The organism is Microbacterium sp. Bi128 (assembly GCF_918698205.1).
Genome location: NZ_CAKKMM010000051.1, coordinates 1 through 17192 on the forward strand (window position 1 = coordinate 1; position 17192 = coordinate 17192).

The 17192-nt window shown below is 69.4% G+C and carries 17 protein-coding genes; 11 read left to right on the forward strand and 6 right to left on the reverse strand.

What is annotated here, in order from left to right; genetic code table 11:
- Together LQV45_RS06485 and LQV45_RS06490 are read right to left on the reverse strand one after the other, a co-directional pair.
- A partial coding sequence (locus LQV45_RS06485; RefSeq protein ID WP_230006304.1) for a LacI family DNA-binding transcriptional regulator occupies positions 1-162 on the reverse strand: 162 nt, incomplete at its 3' end.
- Entirely contained in the window at positions 159-935 is a 777-nt protein-coding gene (locus tag LQV45_RS06490) for a GntR family transcriptional regulator (protein WP_230006288.1), read from the reverse strand. The genes LQV45_RS06485 and LQV45_RS06490, both read right to left, overlap by 4 nt.
- A gap of 164 nt (positions 936-1099) precedes the next feature.
- On the opposite strand from LQV45_RS06490, the gene LQV45_RS06495 reads away from it, so the two are divergent.
- The 7 genes from LQV45_RS06495 to LQV45_RS06525 are packed head-to-tail and all read left to right on the forward strand — an operon-like array spanning position 1100 to position 11529.
- Positions 1100-2446 carry an ABC transporter substrate-binding protein gene (locus LQV45_RS06495; protein WP_230006289.1) on the forward strand — a complete coding sequence of 449 codons (1347 nt, stop codon included), beginning with the start codon at positions 1100-1102 and terminating at the stop codon, positions 2444-2446.
- A complete protein-coding gene (locus tag LQV45_RS06500) occupies positions 2443-3378 on the forward strand; it encodes a carbohydrate ABC transporter permease (RefSeq protein ID WP_230006290.1) in 936 nt (311 codons plus the stop codon). The genes LQV45_RS06495 and LQV45_RS06500 overlap by 4 nt, the downstream gene beginning before the upstream one ends.
- Position 3379: 1 nt before the next feature.
- Entirely contained in the window at positions 3380-4273 is an 894-nt protein-coding gene (locus LQV45_RS06505) for a carbohydrate ABC transporter permease (RefSeq protein ID WP_230006291.1), read from the forward strand.
- Positions 4274-4278: 5 nt separating this feature from the next.
- Positions 4279-5442: a Gfo/Idh/MocA family protein gene (locus LQV45_RS06510; RefSeq protein ID WP_230006292.1), complete on the forward strand. Its 1164-nt coding sequence runs from the start codon at positions 4279-4281 to the stop codon at positions 5440-5442.
- Positions 5439-6272, forward strand: a complete 834-nt coding sequence (locus LQV45_RS06515) for a ThuA domain-containing protein (protein ID WP_230006293.1) — start codon at positions 5439-5441, stop codon at positions 6270-6272. Before LQV45_RS06510 ends, LQV45_RS06515 begins: the two co-directional genes overlap by 4 nt.
- On the forward strand, positions 6269-9295 hold the full coding sequence (locus LQV45_RS06520; RefSeq protein ID WP_230006294.1) for a glycoside hydrolase family 38 C-terminal domain-containing protein: 3027 nt from the start codon (positions 6269-6271) through the stop codon (positions 9293-9295). The genes LQV45_RS06515 and LQV45_RS06520 overlap by 4 nt, the downstream gene beginning before the upstream one ends.
- A gap of 38 nt (positions 9296-9333) precedes the next feature.
- The gene (locus LQV45_RS06525; RefSeq protein WP_230006295.1) at positions 9334-11529 is read left to right on the forward strand and encodes an alpha-galactosidase; all 2196 of its coding nucleotides are present in this window, start codon (positions 9334-9336) and stop codon (positions 11527-11529) included.
- Positions 11530-11569: 40 nt separating this feature from the next.
- On the opposite strand, the gene LQV45_RS06530 is transcribed toward LQV45_RS06525, so the two are convergent.
- Positions 11570-12412, reverse strand: coding sequence for an NAD(P)-dependent oxidoreductase (locus LQV45_RS06530; protein ID WP_230006296.1), 843 nt, complete (start codon positions 12410-12412; stop codon positions 11570-11572).
- A gap of 212 nt (positions 12413-12624) precedes the next feature.
- Between LQV45_RS06530 and LQV45_RS06535 the strand changes: the two genes are divergently transcribed.
- The 4 genes from LQV45_RS06535 to LQV45_RS06550 all read left to right on the forward strand — a co-directional run bounded on the left by LQV45_RS06535 (position 12625) and on the right by LQV45_RS06550 (position 14975).
- A complete protein-coding gene (locus LQV45_RS06535; RefSeq protein WP_230006297.1) occupies positions 12625-13167 on the forward strand; it encodes an RNA polymerase sigma factor in 543 nt (180 codons plus the stop codon).
- Between the two features lie 4 nt (positions 13168-13171).
- Positions 13172-13744, forward strand: coding sequence for a hypothetical protein (locus LQV45_RS06540; RefSeq protein WP_230006298.1), 573 nt, complete (start codon positions 13172-13174; stop codon positions 13742-13744).
- The gene (locus LQV45_RS06545) at positions 13741-14055 is read left to right on the forward strand and encodes a hypothetical protein (RefSeq protein ID WP_230006299.1); all 315 of its coding nucleotides are present in this window, start codon (positions 13741-13743) and stop codon (positions 14053-14055) included. Before LQV45_RS06540 ends, LQV45_RS06545 begins: the two co-directional genes overlap by 4 nt.
- A gap of 71 nt (positions 14056-14126) precedes the next feature.
- Entirely contained in the window at positions 14127-14975 is an 849-nt protein-coding gene (locus tag LQV45_RS06550) for an SDR family oxidoreductase (protein ID WP_230006300.1), read from the forward strand.
- 40 nt (positions 14976-15015) lie between these two features.
- Here the strand turns inward: LQV45_RS06550 and LQV45_RS06555 are convergent, their stop codons facing one another.
- From LQV45_RS06555 to LQV45_RS06565, 3 genes are all read right to left on the reverse strand, one after another.
- Positions 15016-15714 carry a methionine ABC transporter permease gene (locus tag LQV45_RS06555; RefSeq protein WP_230006301.1) on the reverse strand — a complete coding sequence of 233 codons (699 nt, stop codon included), beginning with the start codon at positions 15712-15714 and terminating at the stop codon, positions 15016-15018.
- Positions 15711-16733, reverse strand: a complete 1023-nt coding sequence (locus LQV45_RS06560) for a methionine ABC transporter ATP-binding protein (RefSeq protein WP_230006302.1) — start codon at positions 16731-16733, stop codon at positions 15711-15713. The genes LQV45_RS06555 and LQV45_RS06560 overlap by 4 nt, the downstream gene beginning before the upstream one ends.
- Before the next feature lie 6 nt (positions 16734-16739).
- Positions 16740-17192: MetQ/NlpA family ABC transporter substrate-binding protein (locus tag LQV45_RS06565; RefSeq protein ID WP_230006303.1), on the reverse strand; the 453-nt coding region annotated here is incomplete at its 5' end.

Here is a 17192-nt window from a genome sequence, read left to right on the forward strand (position 1 = left end):
GCGTCGGGCGGTGCTGTGCGGCAGGTATCCGAGCTGATCGATCGCCTGCTGCACTTTCGCGCGGGTTGAGGGGCGGACGTGCTGATAGTGGCGGACGACGTTCGACACGGTCTTGATGGACACGCCGGCGAGCGCGGCGACGTCCTGCAGCGTGACCGTCACGGCAGGGATCCCCGGTCGACGAGGGTCATCTCGAAGCCGTACAGGTCGGGGCGGTAGCAGTGGTGCCCGTACTCGACGGCGGCTCCGTCGGCGTCGTAGGCGGTGCGGTCCATCGTGAGGACGGGTGCTCCGCGGCCGATGTCGAGGAGTTGGCCCTCGTCGACGGTGGCGCGTCGCGCACCGATGCGTTGCCGCGCCACCCGCAACGTCACTCCCCGGGCGCGGAGCTGGTGGTAGAGGCCGTTGTCCTTGAGGGTTTCGGCGGTGATGTCGGCGAACGTCTCGGGCAGGTAGTTCTCCAGCACGGCGATCGGCGCCGCGTTGGCGAAGCGGACTCGACGGATCTTGACGACCCTCGCCTCGGGGTCGAGTCCGAGCTGCGCGGCGATCTCCGGAGCCGCGTGGGCCAGCGTGACGTCGAGCACTCGAGTGGAGGGCACCCGGCCCGAGCGTTCCAGGTCATCGTGCAGGCTCGTCAGGTCGATCTGCCGAGCGACCGACCCGTGGACGACCTGCGTGCCGACGCCGCGTCGGCGGACGAGGAGGCCCTTGTCGACGAGTTCCTGGATCGCCCGCCGCACGGTGGGGCGCGACAGGGAGAGACGCTCGCTCATCGAGACCTCGTTCTCGAGACGCGCGCCCGGGGGGAGCGAGCCGCCGGCGATCGCTGCCTCGAGGCCGGCGGACAGGCGGACCCAGAGCGGCGAGGACTGAGTCATAGGCTGAAGCAGCTGCTCGACCGGAAGAACCACGGTCTCTCCGCCGTCGGTCATGTGATCCCCGCCCTCATCCGAACTGACATGATGGTCACTATGTCATGTTAGTACAAATGCCCTCCAAATCGTTGACGGCATTTTCCAAATGTCCTAACATGGTGGCGGGATCAGCTGACGGATCGGCAAAGCAGCCGACGGGGTGACCCAGGAGAGGCATCGCAATGAAGCGCACATATGTTGCCGCTGCGTTCACGGCCACCGTGGTCGCCGCGGCGGGGCTGACCGGTTGCTCCTCGGGAGGCGGCGACGCGACCGACGGTCCCGTGACGATCACGATCATGGAGACCAAGCAGACCAACATCGATGCGATCGGCAAGGAGATCCCGGGCTTCGAGGCCGAGATGGCCGCGCAGGGCAAGGACATCAAGGTCGAGCTGATCGCGGACAAACTGACCGACGAGCAGTTCATGACCAAGATGACTCAGCAGCTCACCGCCGGCCAGGCGCCCGACCTGCTGGACATCGGCGAGAACATGGCCATCTCCTGGGCCTCCGCGGGCTACCTCGCCCCTCTCGACGGATACCTCGAGGCGTGGGACGGCTGGAGCCACTACTACCCCGCGGTCAAGGAGGCGATGGTCCGTCAGGACGGCCAGATCTACAGCATTCCGTCGGGAGCGGGTGTGTTGAACCTGTTCTACCGCAAGGACATCCTCACCGAGCTGGGCATCGACACGTCGCAGCCCCAGACGTGGGACGACCTGATCGAGCGTCTGGTCGCGGTCAAGGAGAAGACCGGCGGCACGCCCATCGTCATCCCGGCCGGTACCGCGTGGGGCGGTGGCACGTGGGGCGAGGGCTTCCAGCCCCTCCTCGGCGGCACCGACAAGGACTTCTACGACTCCGAGACCGACACCTGGGACCTCAAGAGCCCGGGGTGGCTCGCGGTGTTCAACCTGTACGCCGAGCTCGCTCAGAAGGGTCTGCTGCCCGTCCAGGATCTGCAGAACCCGAACCCCTGGGAGCCGACCAAGTACACCAAGTTCCCCGAGGGCGAGATCCAGGTCGCGGCGCAGGGCACGTGGGGCTGGAAGTTCGACTGGGGCCCCGACGGAGCGGCTCCGATCGAGGGCCTGACCGAGAAGGTCTCGACGTGGCAGTTCCCCGGCCTTCGTCCGGGCGACAAGCCCTACGGCTGGAGCAGCACGGGTGGCGGCTACGCCATCACGGCGGAGTCGAAGAACAAGGACGCCGCGTGGGAGTTCATCAAGTACCTCTCCACGGGCAAGCCTCTCGCGGAGCAGCTCGTCGCCTCGGGCGCCGCATCCGCCCGCGACGACCTGAACGACGTCGCGCCGTACTCGGAGGAGCCGCAGCTGCTGCAGGCCGGCGAGGACCTCTCGGAGAGCGTGTTCGTTGTCACCGGTGACGGTGCCGCCCAGATCGGTCAGGCGGTGGCCACGGCCACCGAGATGATCCTCAGCGGGCAGGCGAACGGCCAGCAGGCCTACGACGCGTTCGTCGCCGACGCGACGGACCTGCTCGGTCCGAGTCTGGTGAAGCAGTGACCTCGACGCTCTCCGCGTCCGTGTCGGCGGCGGCCTCCGGGCCGTCGCCGACACGGCGTCGCTCCCGCAATTGGCCCCTGATCCTCCTCCTGCTGGGGCCTTCGTTCCTCCTGATCGCCGTCTTCATCCTGCTGCCGGCGGTCTACAGCATCTATCTGGCGTTCACGAACACGCAGCTCACGGGCTTCGCCGCGCGGAACCCGCAGTTCGTCGGCATCGACAACTTCGTCTATCTGCTGACCAACGCGGACTTCCTCAGCTCGCTCGGGCAGACCGCGAACTTCACGCTGTGGAGCGCGATCATCGGACAGACCGTTCTCGGGATGATCGCCGCGATCCTCCTCAGCCGCCCCTGGCTGCGCGGGAAGGGCTTCTTCGGCGCGGCCGTTCTGATGCCGATGGTCGTTCCCGAGGTGGTCGCATCCCTGGCCTGGGCGAGTGTCCTCTCCAACAGCGCCGAGGGCACGCTGAACCGTCTGACCGGCCTGTTCGGTGCAGAACCGACCTCGTGGCTGCAGGTCGTGCCCTTGACGTCGATCATCATCGTCAACATCTGGCGTGGTGTGGCCTTCGCCATGATCATGTTCCAAGCGGCACTGGAAGACGTTCCCGCCGAGCTCATCGAGGCGGCCCGTATCGACGGCGCGAGCGCCGTCCAGGTATTCCGGCACGTGACCCTTCCGCTCATCCGCGGGCCGGTGTTCCTCTACCTCCTGCTGACGACCATCAGCACGATCGGCGTCTTCGGCCTGGTCTACTTCCTCACGCAGGGAGGACCCGGCGGGCAGACGCGCCTCGCCGCGATCTACATCTACGAGCGTGCTCTGCAGTTCTCGCAGATCGGGATCGGCAGTGCCGCGTCCATCATCCTGCTCGTCATCGTCCTCGTCCTCGGCGTCGTGTACGTACGCCTGGCGAAAGTGGAGGTCTGACATGACATCCGTGGTCTCCCGTCCTCCCCGGACAGCTCCCGCCGCCCCGCTGCCGAAGATGCGGCGTCGGCCCCTGTCGCCGATCGCGACCGTCCAGCGGACGCTCGGCTACATCCTCATCTCGCTGATGGCGCTGTTCTGCCTCGTGCCGTTCGCGTGGGTCGTGTTGAGCGCCGTGGATGCCAAAGCCGGACCGACCGTCCAGTGGCCGGCGTTCACCTTCGACAACTTCATCGCGTTCTTCACCGACGCCGGCACCCCGCTGCTGCTCATGAACAGCCTCATCATCGGCGTCAGCGCGACGGTGCTGAACCTCGCTCTCGGCCTCGCCGGCGGATACGCCCTCGCGCGTTACCGGTTCAAGGGGCGTCGCGTGTTCATGTTCGGCATCCTGCTGATCCGGGTGATCCCGGCGCCGGCGACGATCGTCGCGCTGTACCTGATCATGGTCAACGTCCACCTCTCGAACACCCTGATCGGTCTGATCATCGTCGAGGCGGCCTTCCAGCTCCCGGTCACCCTCTGGCTCTTGGCGGGTACCATCGCGGCGGTGCCGATCGAACTCGAAGAGGCCGCGTGGATCGACGGGAACTCCCGTCTGCAGGCCATCTGGCGGGTCGTCCTGCCCCTGGTCGGACCGGGCCTGGGAGCGGCGGCGATGCTCAGCTTCATGAACGTGTGGGGCGACTTCCTCACGCCGCTCGTGCTCCTGCAGAGCTCGGAACTGTACCCGCTCTCGATCGGCCTGTTCCGCGCCTTCAGCGAGTACAACCAGGTCGACTGGGGGCTTCTGGCCGCCAGCGCGATCGTGTATCTGGTTCCCCCCGCAATCCTCTATATCTTCGTCCGCAAGCACTTGCTGCGCACGAGCCTGGGCGGTGCCGTCAAAGGATGAGTCACATGTTGGAGAACAGCTCGGCCCAGCCTCGCGAAAGGCTCCCGGTCGTCGTCGTGGGCGCCGGCGCCATGGGCGGGGAGTGGCTTCGCATGCTCGCCAGCTCTTCGTATGCCGAGCCCGTGGGCGTCGTCGACCTGAACGTCGACCTCGCGACGCGGACGGTGTCCTCGATCGGACTGCACGACACCGCGGTGGGATCGTCCCTCGCGGATGTCGTCGAACGATCGGGGGCCCGTGCGGTGATCAACGTCACCGTGCCGCAGGCGCACCGCGTGGTCAACGAAGAGGCGATGCGCGCGGGTCTGCCCGTGCTGTGCGAGAAGCCGTTGGCGCCGACCGTGGCCGAGGCGCTGCTTCAGGTCGCACTGGCAGACCTCACCGGTGAGCTCCTCATGGCGAGCCAGTCGCGCCGCTACTTCACCCATCTCTCGGCCTTCCGCGACGCCACCGCGCAGCTCGGCGCGCTCGGCGCGGTGCACGCGGAGTTCTTCCACGCCGACCACGAGCCCGGCTTCCGCGAGCAGATGGCGCACCCGCTCCTGGTGGACATGTCGGTGCACCACTTCGACATGCTCCGTTACCTGACCGCCGACGAGCCGGTCGCGGTGCGCTGCGTGTCGTGGAACCCCGCCTGGAGCTGGTTCGCGGGCGACGCCGCCGCGACGGCGACGTTCGACCTGGCATCCGGGGCCCGGTTCGTGTATTCCGGCAGCCGGTGCACGCCGGGCCTGCAGACGTCGTGGAACGCCGACTGGCACATCTACGGCGCGCAGGGCGCGGCGAGCTGGGACGGCGACCACCTCGTCCGGGTGGACGCGGGGGATGCCGACTTCGAGATCTCCGAGCGGAGCGAGGGGATCCAGGGGGCGCTGGAGGAATTCGTGAGTTCGCTCATGTCCGGCCTCACGCCCCAGAACGAGGTCCGGACGAACGTCCTGACCCTCGCGATGGTGGAGGGGGCGATCCGCAGCAGCGAGCGCGGGGGCGACCGCGTCGTCCTGGAGGAGCTCCTGGAGGACTCCCTCGCCCAAGCCATCGCCGACGAACAACGCGACGACGTCGCGGACCTGCTGCGCTCGTGGCCGAGTGCAGCGGAAGCCATAGCCACACCGGCCTGGGGGAGTTCCCCGCAGTCCGTCTTTCCCGCGTCAGGAGGCGCCCGATGACATCGACCCCCACCCGTTCCGAGACCGTCCGCGTCGTCGTCTGGGGTGAGAACCGTCACGAGCAGGTGAACCCCGTCGTCCGGGAAATCTACCCCGACGGAATGCACTCGACCATCGCCGAGGGCATCACCCGCCTCCTCGGCGACGAGGTGACGGTGTCGACCCGCGTCCTCGATGACCCGGAGCACGGCATGACCGAGGAGACCCTCGCGGAGACCGACGTGCTGCTGTGGTGGGGGCACACCGCGCACGAGGAGGTCTCGGACGAGGTCGTCGAGCGCATCCAGCGCCACGTCCTGGAGGGCATGGGGATCATCGTGCTGCACTCCGGGCATCACTCGAAGATCTTCCGTCGGCTGATGGGCACGACGTGCAGCCTGCGTTGGCGCAACGACAACGACCGCGAGCTGGTTTGGACGGTGGACCCTCGGCATCCGATCGCCGAAGGCGTGCCCCAGCCGCTCATCATCCCCGGCCAGGAGATGTACGGCGAGTTCTTCGACATCCCCGAACCCGACGAGCTGGTGTTCATCAGCAGCTTCTCCGGCGGCGAGGTGTTCCGCAGCGGAATCACGTACCGCCGCGGCCACGGGCGGGTGTTCTACTTCAGCCCGGGCGACGAGATCTACCCGGTGTACCATCACCCCGATGTGCAGCGCGTCATCGCCAACGGCGTCCGCTGGGCGCGGCCGCGTCACGCGCGCGAGTCCTACCTCGTGACGCCGATGTACCTCACGGGCGATTTCGACCGGCCCGTGCTGACCTCGCCCGACGGCCTGATCGACTACTACACCCGCGAGCTCATCGCGCCGCGCGAGTCCGGAGCATGACCGACGACTCGAACCCGAACGGGCGCGCCCGCCTGGATGCCGAGACGCTGGCGCTGCAACGCGTTCGGCGCTTCACCCGGTTCCGCATCCAGCCGGCGCTCTATCGCGACCGCCGCGCGGTCGAGATCTCGGCGTGGCGCGTCGGCGGGGAGCCCGTGCCGTTCGCGGACGCGGTGACGCACGAGTACGAGCCTTTCGACGTCGGTTCGGCGTGGGGCCGTGCGTGGGACACGGTCTGGTTCGACGTGCGCGGGGAGGTGCCCTCCGACTGGATGCCGGAGGAGGCCGAGCTCGTCGTCGACCTCGGCTTCTCCGGTGAGCAGCCGGGCTTCCAGGCGGAAGCGACGGCCTATCGCCCCGACGGCACGATCGTGAAGGCGATCGAGCCCTTCAACGCGTGGGTGCCGCTGCCCGAGCCGGGACCCTTCCGGCTGTTGCTGGAGGCCGCGGCGAATCCCATGATCCAGGTTCCGTACGAGTACGAGCCCACCGCGCTCGGCGACCGCGCGACCGCCGGCGACGAGCCCCTCTACCGCCTCGAGCGCGTCGAGGTGGCTCGGCGCGATCTGATCGTGTGGGAGCTCCTCCAGGACGTGGTGACGCTCGACGGCCTCGTCGACGTGCTCCCGCGCGACGGCGTCCGGCGCGCGGACATCGTGCACGCGCTCGAGCGCATGGTCGATGTCATGGATCCCGACGACATCTCGGGGACGGCGGAGGTCGGGCGAGCGGCGCTCGCTCCGGCCCTCGCCGCCACGGCGGCGGGGAGTGCTCTGCGGGTGTCGGCCGTTGGCCACGCCCACATCGACTCGGCGTGGCTGTGGCCGACCCGCGAGACGGTCCGCAAGGTCGCCCGGACGTTCGCGAACGTCCTGGACCTGCTCGACCGGGACCCCGAGTTCGTCTTCGCTGCCTCCTCCGCCCAGCAGTACCTGTGGCTGAAAGAGAGCCAGCCCGAGCTTTTCGCCCGTGTCCGAGCGGCCGTGGCCGCGGGACGTTTCCGTCCCGTCGGCGGCATGTGGGTCGAGTCCGACACCAACATGCCCGGCGGCGAGGCGCTCGCCCGGCAGTTCGTCATGGGCAAGCGGTTCTTCCTCGACGAGTTCGGGGTGGAGAGCGACGAGGTGTGGCTGCCCGACTCGTTCGGCTACAGCGCCGCGCTGCCGCAGATCGCGCGCGCGGCGGGGGCGCGGTACTTCGTGACGCAGAAGCCGTCCTGGAACGAGACCAACCGCCTTCCGTACTCCACCTTCGAGTGGGAGGGCATCGACGGTTCGCGCGTCTTCACCCACCTTCCGCCCGCCGAGACGTACAACTCCGACCTCGGCGCGCTCGACCTGGCCCGCACCGAGCGGGTCTTCAGCGAGAAGGGCACGGCTCGAGAGGTGCTGGGCCTGTTCGGCTGGGGCGATGGCGGAGGCGGTCCCACGCGCGAGATGCTCGCGCAGGCGTCGCGCAAGCGCGATCTGGAGGGCTCGCCCCGTGTCCGGCTGTCCGACCCGCACTCGTTCTTCGAGGCCGCCCGCGCGGAGCTGACCGCCCCTCCCGTGTGGGTGGGGGAGATGTACCTCGAACTCCACCGGGGCACCCTCGTCTCGCAGCAGAAGACCAAGCGCGGCAACCGCCACAGCGAGGCCCTCCTGCGCGAGGCCGAACTGTGGTCCGCCGCGGCGAGCCTCTTGCGCGGCGTTCCCTACCCGGCCGCCGAGCTGCGGGAGGCCTGGCGGAGCGTCCTGCTCCTGCAGTTCCACGACATCCTGCCCGGCACCTCCATCGCGTGGGTGCACCAGGATGCCGAGGCCACCTACGCCCGGGTCGCGACGGCGCTGAACGCGATCATCGATGCGGCGCTGCGCGCGCTCGCCGGCGACGGCGACGTGCCCCTCGCGGCCAATGCCAGCCCCTACGCCCAGCGGGGAGTGGCCGCGATGTCCGTGCAGCCGGCCGTCGCCGCGGCGACGGCGACGCCGCGCCGAGACGGCGACCTGCTCGTCATCGAGGATGCGGCGCTGCGCGTCGTGATCGACGGGCGCGGCACCTTCGTCTCGATGCGCGACCTCGTGGCCGATCGTGAAGTGCTTCCGGAGGGCATGGCCGGCGGTGTGCTCCAGCTCCTCCGCGATACGCCCCGCGAGTGGGATGCGTGGGACATCAACGAGGAGGACCAGAGATCAGGGGCCGAGCTGCTCACCCCGGTCGCGGTCGAGATCGACGGCGACGCCGTCGTGGTGCGGCATGAGGTCGGCCGTTCGCGGATCCAGATGCGCGCGACGGTGGCCGACGGGCGCGTCGACCTCGCCTTCGACATCGACTGGCGCGAGTCGCAGAAGCTGCTGAAGCTCGCCTTCCCGTTGGACCTGCGCGCCGACCGCGCGGCATCGGAGATCCAGTTCGGGCACCTCCACCGGCCCATCCACCGCAACACCTCGTGGGACTCGGCGCGCTTCGAGACGGTCGCGCACCGCTGGGTCCACGTCGGCGAGCCCGGGTGGGGCATCGCGATCGCGAACGACGTCGTCTACGGTCACGATCTGCGAACGGTGCAGGCACCCTCGAACCGACCGATGGTGGTGGCGCGGCTCTCGCTGCTGCGGGCCCCGCGTTATCCCGATCCGAGCGCCGACCAGGGCGTCCACTCGTTCACCGTCAGCCTCCGACCGGGAGGTATCCCTGAGGCCGTCGTCGACGGGTACCGACAGAGTCTGCCGTTGCGCACGCTCCGCGGCACGCCGCTGGCTCCGCTCCTGGAGGTCTCCCACCCGGCGGTCGTCGTCGAGGCGGTCAAGCTCGCCGAGGACGGCAGCGGTGATCTCGTGGTGCGTGTGTACGAAGCCCACGGAACCCGCGCGCACGCGACCGTGACCACGGCGGTCGAGTGGGACGCGGTGGAGGTCACCGACCTCTTGGAGCGGCCCACCGGCGACACGGTCGACCGCGGTGCCGCGCCCCGCTCGGTGGACCTGCACCTGCGCCCGTTCGAGCTCCGCACGTTGCGATTCCGTTCCCCGCGCCCCGTGGCGTGAGGACGACACCCGAAAGGCCCCCGATGACGGATGCACTGATGACGGCACCTTCCCTGCCCCGCACCGGAACGACCCCGGACGTCTTTGTCCACCTCTCCTCCGCGGGCGTCAGCCTGGTGCTGGATGCCACGGAGCAGAGGCTGCCCTCGATCGTCCACTGGGGCACCGCCCTCGGGTCGCAGACCCTGGACGACGTGACCTCGCTCGCCCTCGCGGCCCTCGAGCCGCAGTCCGGCAACGTCGTCGACGCCGCCGTGCGCGTGGCGGTCCTGCCGGAGCACCACGCCGGGTGGGAGGGGAAGCCCGGTCTCGTCGGTCACCGCGACGGCAGGTCATGGTCACCGCGGTTCGTGCTGGAGGGCGTCGAGATCGACGGCTCCGCCGTCTCCGACGCAGGACTGGTCGAGACCGGTGCGGCGTCGCTCGTGTTCCGCGCGCACGACGCCGAGGCGGGGCTCGGCCTGATCCTCGAGATCGAGCTCCTCGCAAGCGGTCTGCTGCGCACACGAGCGGAGGTCCGCAACGCCGCCGAGGGCATCTACACCGTCGACGACGTGAACCTGGCCCTGCCCGTTCCCATCCGCGCGCGGGAGATCCTCGATTTCGCCGGCCGCTGGAGTCGGGAACGCGTCCCCCAGCGCCGCGACCTCGTGGTCGGCATCCACGAACGAGAGGGGCGCAAGGGGCGCACGGGTCCCGAGGCGGCGACGGTGCTGAGCGTCGGCACGCCCGGGTTCGGGTTCTCCTCCGGCGAGGTCTGGGGCATCCACGTGGGCTTCAGCGGGAACCACCGCCACTACGCGGAGCAGCTGTCGGCGGGCGCGCAGGTCGTCGGTGGGGGAGAACTCCTCCTCCCGGGCGAGGTCCGTCTTGCGGAAGGAGCGACCTACCGGACGCCGTGGCTGTACGGCGCCTACGGGGACGGCCTGGACGAGCAGGCGCATCGCTTCCACCGTTTCCTCCGGGCGCGCCGAAGCCACCCGACGCGGCCGCGCCCGGTGACCCTGAACGTCTGGGAAGCGGTCTATTTCGACCACGACGTCCCGCGTCTCCTCGATCTCGCCGACCGCGCCGCCGCGCTCGGAGTCGAGAGGTTCGTCCTCGACGACGGGTGGTTCTCGGGACGCCGTGACGACACGAGCGGTCTCGGCGACTGGACGGTCGACCAGGAGATCTGGCCCGACGGCCTCACCCCGCTGCTGGAGCGCGTGACCGCGCTGGGCATGGAGTTCGGGCTCTGGTTCGAACCGGAGATGGTCAACGAGAACAGTGAGCTGGCCCGCGCCCACCCCGAGTGGATCATGCAGACCGGCGGGCGACTGCCGATCCGGGGTCGCAACCAGCAGGTGCTGAACCTCGGGATCCCCGAGGCCTTCGACCACGTCCTCACCCACATGACGGACATCCTGGCCGCGCACGACATCGCCTACATCAAGTGGGACCACAACCGCGACCTCATCGACGCGGGGACCTTCCCCACGGGTGTGGCCGGCGTGCACGAGCAGACCCTTGCGACGTACCGCCTGATGGACGAGCTCAAGCGCCGGTTCCCCGCGCTCGAGATCGAATCGTGCTCGTCCGGCGGCGCGCGCGTCGACCTCGGCGTCATCGAGCGTACGGACCGGGTATGGGTGAGCGACTGCATCGACCCGCTGGAGCGCCAGCAGATGATGCGGTGGACGATGCAGTTGATGCCCGCCGAGCTGCTCGGCTCCCACGTCGGGTCGACGGTGAACCACACCACCGGCCGCTTCCACGAGCTGTCCTTCCGGGCCGCCACCGCGCTCTTCGGTCATTTCGGCATCGAGTGGGACCTCGCCAAGGCCACCGACCGTGAGAACGCCGATCTCGCCGAGTGGATCGCGTTCTACAAGACGCACCGGGCGCTGCTGCACTCCGGCGACATGATGCGCGCCGACACGGTCGACCCCGCCTTCCAGGTCTACGGTTCGATCGCCCGTGACCGGTCGGAAGCCCTCGTCTTCCTGGCTTTCCTCTCGCGGTCGACGATCTCCCCGCGCGGCCGATTCACCGTGCCCGGCCTCGACCCGGACACCCGCTACCGGGTCACGCCGGTCGTGGTCGGTGCCCCCGACCACGGCCGTGCCGATCCGCTGTGGTACGGCGACGGCTCGGGTGTCGTCCTGAGCGGTCGGGCGCTCGCCTCCGCCGGCCTGCACATCCCGGGGTCGTTCCCGGAGAGGGTCGTGATCTACCGGATCACCGCGGAGTGAGGGCGCAGAAGGACCGCTCCCCGCTGCACGCCGCCGCGCGTCAGCGGTGGTCGCGCCAGGAGTGCTGCGGGTCGTAACCGAGCAGGCGCCGCGCCTTGTCGATCGAGAGCAGGGTGCCGGTGCCGTCGAGGTCGCCACGCGTCTCGACGTTCGGGAACACCTCGGCGACCAGTTCGGCGTTGGGGCGGGTCGTGACCGTGTCGGCGGCCGCGATGATGAAGCGGTCGAATCCGGCCGGGGCGCTCTCGAGTGCGCGCTGCACGGCTTGCGCGCCGTCGCGCGCGTCGATGTAGCCCCACAGGTTCCACTTGCGGGCGCGTGCGTCGGCGTCGAACGGGAACTCGGCGTAGTCCTCCGGCACCATGACGTTCGAGAACCGCAGCGCCGTGATCGACAGTTCCGGATGCCAGCGGACGAGCTCCGTGGCCAGGTGCTCCTCGAGCACTTTCACGAGGGAGTACACCGACTCGGGGCGCGGAACGTAGTCCTCGTCGACGGGGATGTAGGGCGGGTCGATGTCGAAGGGCAGCCCCAGCACCGTCTCGCTCGAGGCGTACACGATGCGGTCGATGCCCAACCGGACGGCGGCCCAGAACACGTTGAACGTGCTCGTCATGTTGTTGTGGAACGTCGCGACGTCCGAGCGGATGCCGGGGGCCGGGATCGCACCGAGGTGGACGAGCGCGTCGATCCCGTCGTGCTGATCGTTGACGCCCGCGAGGGCGTCGATGACCTGGCCGTAGTCGGTCAGTTCCACCTGGACGAATCCGGGTCCGCGCTCGCCGCGCACGTCGAGGCCGATGACATCATGTCCGGCCGCGCGGAGTTCGCGGGCGACGACGGTGCCGAGCTTGCCGGAGGAGCCGGTGAGGGCGATACGCATGGACGTCCTTCGTTCGGGGGTCCTGCACGACGTTACCGGCGCGCGGGCGCGGCGGGGCCGAGAGGCCCTCGACGCACGGCAGGAGGGATGCCACGAGTTCGTCCTTTCGTCAACCTCGCGCGCGGGAGGACGACGAGTGCTTCGCTAGGTCACGAGCCGACTTCGCGCATCGCCACGAATACACGGCCAGCGACATCTGACAGGAAACCGGCATGAGCTCTTTGTCCTCCGCGACCGACGCCTTCCTCGCGTCGCGCGCGGCCGACGGTGATCAGATCGCCTTCGGCGTGCTGGTGCGCCGCCACGCCCCGTTCCTCGTCGCCTTCGCCACCAAGCTCACCGGGTCCCGCGCCGATGCCGACGACTGCGTCCAAGAAGCCCTCATCACCGCGTGGCGACGGCTTCCCGACCTCGCCGACCCCGCCAAGGTCCGCAGTTGGCTCACCACGATCGTCTCGCGCAAGGCCACCGATCGCCTGCGGGCGCGGAAGATCTCGGAGCAGATCGACGAACAGATGGTCTCGGTGGGGGATGACCCCGAGCGCTCCGTTGTGGCATCGTCGCAGATGGACGCCCTGAAGAAGGTTCTGGCCGAACTTCCCGAAGAGATGCGTGTCGTCTGGGTCTTGCGCGAGATCGGCGGACACAGTTACGACGAGATCGCGACCGAGGTCGGTGAGACTCCGGCGACGGTGCGCGGGCGCCTGGCTCGGGCGCGAAAGACCGTGTTGGAACGCATGCAGGAGTGGAGGTGATCGAATGAGCGATGACGTGGATGACGTGGGCGGCTCGGGATACTCGCTCGAGGACCTCTCCGCATACCTGGATCGTGGCCGCACTCCGCGGATCCCGGCGATCGAGCGCAACGCCGAGTGCCAGGCTCTGCTGGCCACTATGGAGCGCATGGGACGGATGTCCCGCGAGATCGTCGAGGAACAGGCCGCGGAACCCCTGGCGGAGTCCTGGTACGACGAGATCATGCGCGAAGTGATGCGGGAGTTCCGCGCGGGCCGTGACATCCCGCTGGCCCGTACCCCGGACGGCACGCAGCTCGTGGTCACCGAGGGCGCGCTCTACGAGGTGATCCGCTCGGTCGGCGACGACATCGAAGGGGTGCTCGTGGGGCGCGTCCGCATCGATCAGATCGAACCCACCGCGCCATTGGATGTGCGGGTGAACGTGAGCGTCCTGTTCGGTTACCCGATACAGGACACGGTGGATCTCATGCGCGACGGCATCCGGGTGGCGATCGAGCGCCACGGCGAACTGCGGGTGGGGCGTGTGGACATCACCGTCGGAGACGTACATCTGGAGGGGGAGGACGAGGGATGACGGATACCGCTGCCGAACTGGCCCCGCGCATCGACCTGGCCGTGACCGCGGTCGTCGGCGTCCGTGAGACGTACTCCGCACGCCCGATCGTGGCGCGCGCGTACGAGCGCGTGGCCGACGTGGAGGGGTCGCTCGCCGCGGTCGACGAGACCGCCGGAGCCCGCGCGATCACCGTCTGCATCGGTGTCTCCCGCGGCGACGACGGCGCCGCGGTGGCATCCGCCGTCGCCGAGGCCGTGCGCGGAGCCGGTGCTGCGCCGTCCGACACCGTGCGCGTGCGGGTCGCGCGCCTGGTCGCCCCGCGAACCTGAGAGAGGTCGCGTCCACCTCTCTGCGCGGCGGAATACGCTGGGAGCATCGATTCCCGCCTCTCGGAGGACGAATGCCTGCGCAACCCGTGATCGCCGTCGCCGGATCCACCGGAGCCGTGGGAGGTCGCGTCGCGCGTGACCTCGCCGCCCGCGGCATCCCTCAACGGCTGCTCGTGCGCGATGCGGCCCGCGCGCCGGAACTCGAGGGTGCCGAGGTGCACGTCGCCGGCTACTCCGACGCGGCGGCGGCGGCATCCGCCCTCGCCGGGGTCGAGACGCTCTTCATGGTCTCCGCCTCCGAGTCGGCCGATCGGGTCGAACACCACCGCACCTTCGTGGAGGCCGCGGCGCGGGCCGGGGTGCGCTCGATCGTGTACACCTCGTTCCTGGCCGCGGCGCCCGATGCGGTCTTCACGCTCGGGCGCGACCATGCCGTCACCGAGGAGATGATCCGGGCATCCGGCATGTCGTGGACGTTCCTCCGCGACAACTTCTACATGGACATGATGGAGCTCTTCGCGGGCGATGACGGTGTCATCCGAGGCCCGGCGGGCACCGGCCGGTGCTCGCTGGTGTCGCGCTCGGACGTCGCCGCGACGGCCGTCGCCGTGTTGCGCGATCCCGCGGCCCACGCCGACCGGGCGTACGACCTCACGGGGCCCGAAGCCCTGACACTCGACGAGGTCGCGCAGAAGATCTCGGCGGTGCGCGGACAGCCGGTGCGCTTCCACGACGAGACGGTCGACGAAGCGTACGCCTCGCGCGCGGTGTTCGGCGCCCCGCGATGGCAGGTCGACGCCTGGGTCAGCACGTACACCGCGATCGCCAGCGGCGACCTCGCGGGGGTGTCGGGCGACGTCGAGAAGGTGACGGGACGGCCCGCCCAGACCTTCGACGAGTTCCTCGGCGCGATCGCCTGAGCGGCCGCGCCGCCGGTACCCGGCGACGCGACCGCCCGGATCAGCGCCGCAGGATCCGACGCGCGAGCCGGTTGCCCAGGAACTGCGCCAGCTGGACGAGCACGATGATGATGCCGATCGCGATCCACATCGTGAGGAAGTCCCATCGGCGGAAGCCGTAGGTGAGGGCGAACGATCCGAGACCGCCCGCTCCCACGGCTCCGGCGACCGCGGTCATGTCCACGATCGCGACCACGACGAACGTGTAGCCGAGGATCAACGGCCCGAGCGCTTCGGGGACGAGCAGGGTCGCGATGATCCGCCACGGTCCCGCACCCGCGGCCCGTGCCGCCTCGATCACCCCGGGGCTGATCGTGACGAGGTTCTGCTCGACGATCCGCGAGAAGCCGAACGTCACCGCGATCGACAACGGCACGACCGCCGCCGTGGTGCCGATCGCGGTTCCCACGACCGCCGCCGTCACCGGGGACAGCGCGAGGATCAGCACGATGAACGGGATCGGTCGGAAGACGTTCACGAACAGGTTGAGCACGACATTGACGGCACGGTTCGGGAGCACGCCCCCCGCGCGCGTGACGTACAGCCCGAGCCCCAGGAGGAGCCCGCCGATCCCGCCGAACACCATCGTGAGCAGCACCATCGTGAGCGTCTGGCCGACGGATTCCAGCAGGATCGGACCGTAGCGGTCCCAGCTCCACTGCGTCGCGGCGGGCAGGACGAGAGCGCCGACGGCGGTCATCGCGCCACCTCCTCGACGCGGGTGACCGCGCGCAACTGCGCGATCACGGCATCCACCGACCCTTCGGACCCGGTCAGCTCGATCGTGAGCGAACCGAAGGAACGCTGCTGCAACGAGCTGATCCCGCCGTACAGGAGCTCGAACGTCACGCCCGCGTTCGCCGCTGTCGACAGGATGCCGCCGATCCCGGCGCCGTCGACGACGTCGGCGATCACGATGCGACCCGGGTGGGCCGCGCGCAACCGCTCCAGGTCCGCGGTGCTCGGGCGATCGTGCAGAGCGGTGGAGACGAACGACCGGCCCGTGTCGGAGGTGGGCTCGGCGAACACCTCGAACGCCGTTCCCGTCTCGACGATGCGGCCGGCGCTGAGCACCGCGACGCGGTCGGCGATCGCGCGCACGACGTCCATCTCGTGCGTGATCACGACCACGGTGACCCCGAGTTCGCGATTGATCCGGCGCAGCAGGTCGAGAACGTCCGCGGTGGTCGCGGGGTCGAGCGCGCTCGTGGACTCGTCGGCCAGCAGGATCGGAGGAGACGTCGCCAGTGCGCGGGCGATGCCGACGCGCTGCTTCTGCCCGCCCGACAGCTGATCGGGGTAGGCGTGCGCCCGGTCGAGCAGGCCGACGAAGTCGAGGAGCTCGGCGGCCCGCTTCTCCCGATCGGTCCGGGACCAACCCGCCACCTTCAGCGGATAGATGACGTTTCCGGCGACGGTGCGGGAGGCGAACAGGTTGAACTGCTGGAAGATCATCCCCGTGCGTCGGCGGATGGGCCGCACCTGCCGCTCGGGCAGGGTCGAGATGTCGACGCCGTCGACGACGACCCTGCCCGAGGTGACGCGTTCGAGCCCGTTGATCAGGCGCACCAGTGTGCTCTTGCCCGCGCCGGACTGCCCGATCACCGCGAAGATCTCACCCGCGGCGATCTCCAGATCCACGCCGTCCAGGGCGGTGACGGTGGCCCCGTCGACGTCATACGACTTGGTGACACCCGAGAGGTGGATGAGGGAGGTCATCCGGGATCAGGCTCCCGCTTCCTTCTGCTCCTGGATCTGGGTGAGCCAGTCGCGCACCTGCGCGGGCTGCTCCTCGACGATGCGGGCGGTTCCGCTCGACTCCGAGACCACGATGTCGGTCACGCGCGGGTCGTGGTACGCCTCCCAGACCTTCTGGAACGCGGGGGTGTCCTCTTCCCCGGCGCGCGAGGCGAGGATGTTGATGTAGGGCCAGCTGTCGGCATCCGAGGTGTCGACCGAGAAGATCGCCTTGTCGATGATGCCGGCGTCGGTGGCGAAGTTGTTGTTCACGATCGCCGCCGCGATCGAGGGATCCTGCAGCGCGGGGGCGGTCAGCGAGGCGTCGACGGGCTCGACCCGCACACGGCTTGTGGCGATGTCGGCGGGGGTGGGGGTCGTGGCGTCGTTCAGCGTCAGCAGCCCCGCGGACTGCAGCACCTTCAGGGCCCGCGCCTGGTT

Excerpts from the sequence above, each read along its gene's own strand:
- LQV45_RS06490 (WP_230006288.1), bottom strand. The coding sequence starts at position 935 with ATGACCGACGGCGGAGAGACCGTGGTTCTTCCGGTCGAGCAGCTGCTT.
- LQV45_RS06495 (WP_230006289.1), top strand. The coding sequence starts at position 1,100 with ATGAAGCGCACATATGTTGCCGCTGCGTTCACGGCCACCGTGGTCGCC.
- LQV45_RS06505 (WP_230006291.1), top strand. The coding sequence starts at position 3,380 with ATGACATCCGTGGTCTCCCGTCCTCCCCGGACAGCTCCCGCCGCCCCG.
- LQV45_RS06510 (WP_230006292.1), top strand. The coding sequence starts at position 4,279 with ATGTTGGAGAACAGCTCGGCCCAGCCTCGCGAAAGGCTCCCGGTCGTC.
- LQV45_RS06515 (WP_230006293.1), top strand. The coding sequence starts at position 5,439 with ATGACATCGACCCCCACCCGTTCCGAGACCGTCCGCGTCGTCGTCTGG.
- LQV45_RS06520 (WP_230006294.1), top strand. The coding sequence starts at position 6,269 with ATGACCGACGACTCGAACCCGAACGGGCGCGCCCGCCTGGATGCCGAG.
- LQV45_RS06525 (WP_230006295.1), top strand. The coding sequence starts at position 9,334 with ATGACGGCACCTTCCCTGCCCCGCACCGGAACGACCCCGGACGTCTTT.
- LQV45_RS06530 (WP_230006296.1), bottom strand. The coding sequence starts at position 12,412 with ATGCGTATCGCCCTCACCGGCTCCTCCGGCAAGCTCGGCACCGTCGTC.
- LQV45_RS06535 (WP_230006297.1), top strand. The coding sequence starts at position 12,625 with ATGAGCTCTTTGTCCTCCGCGACCGACGCCTTCCTCGCGTCGCGCGCG.
- LQV45_RS06540 (WP_230006298.1), top strand. The coding sequence starts at position 13,172 with ATGAGCGATGACGTGGATGACGTGGGCGGCTCGGGATACTCGCTCGAG.
- LQV45_RS06545 (WP_230006299.1), top strand. The coding sequence starts at position 13,741 with ATGACGGATACCGCTGCCGAACTGGCCCCGCGCATCGACCTGGCCGTG.
- LQV45_RS06550 (WP_230006300.1), top strand. The coding sequence starts at position 14,127 with ATGCCTGCGCAACCCGTGATCGCCGTCGCCGGATCCACCGGAGCCGTG.
- LQV45_RS06555 (WP_230006301.1), bottom strand. The coding sequence starts at position 15,714 with ATGACCGCCGTCGGCGCTCTCGTCCTGCCCGCCGCGACGCAGTGGAGC.
- LQV45_RS06560 (WP_230006302.1), bottom strand. The coding sequence starts at position 16,733 with ATGACCTCCCTCATCCACCTCTCGGGTGTCACCAAGTCGTATGACGTC.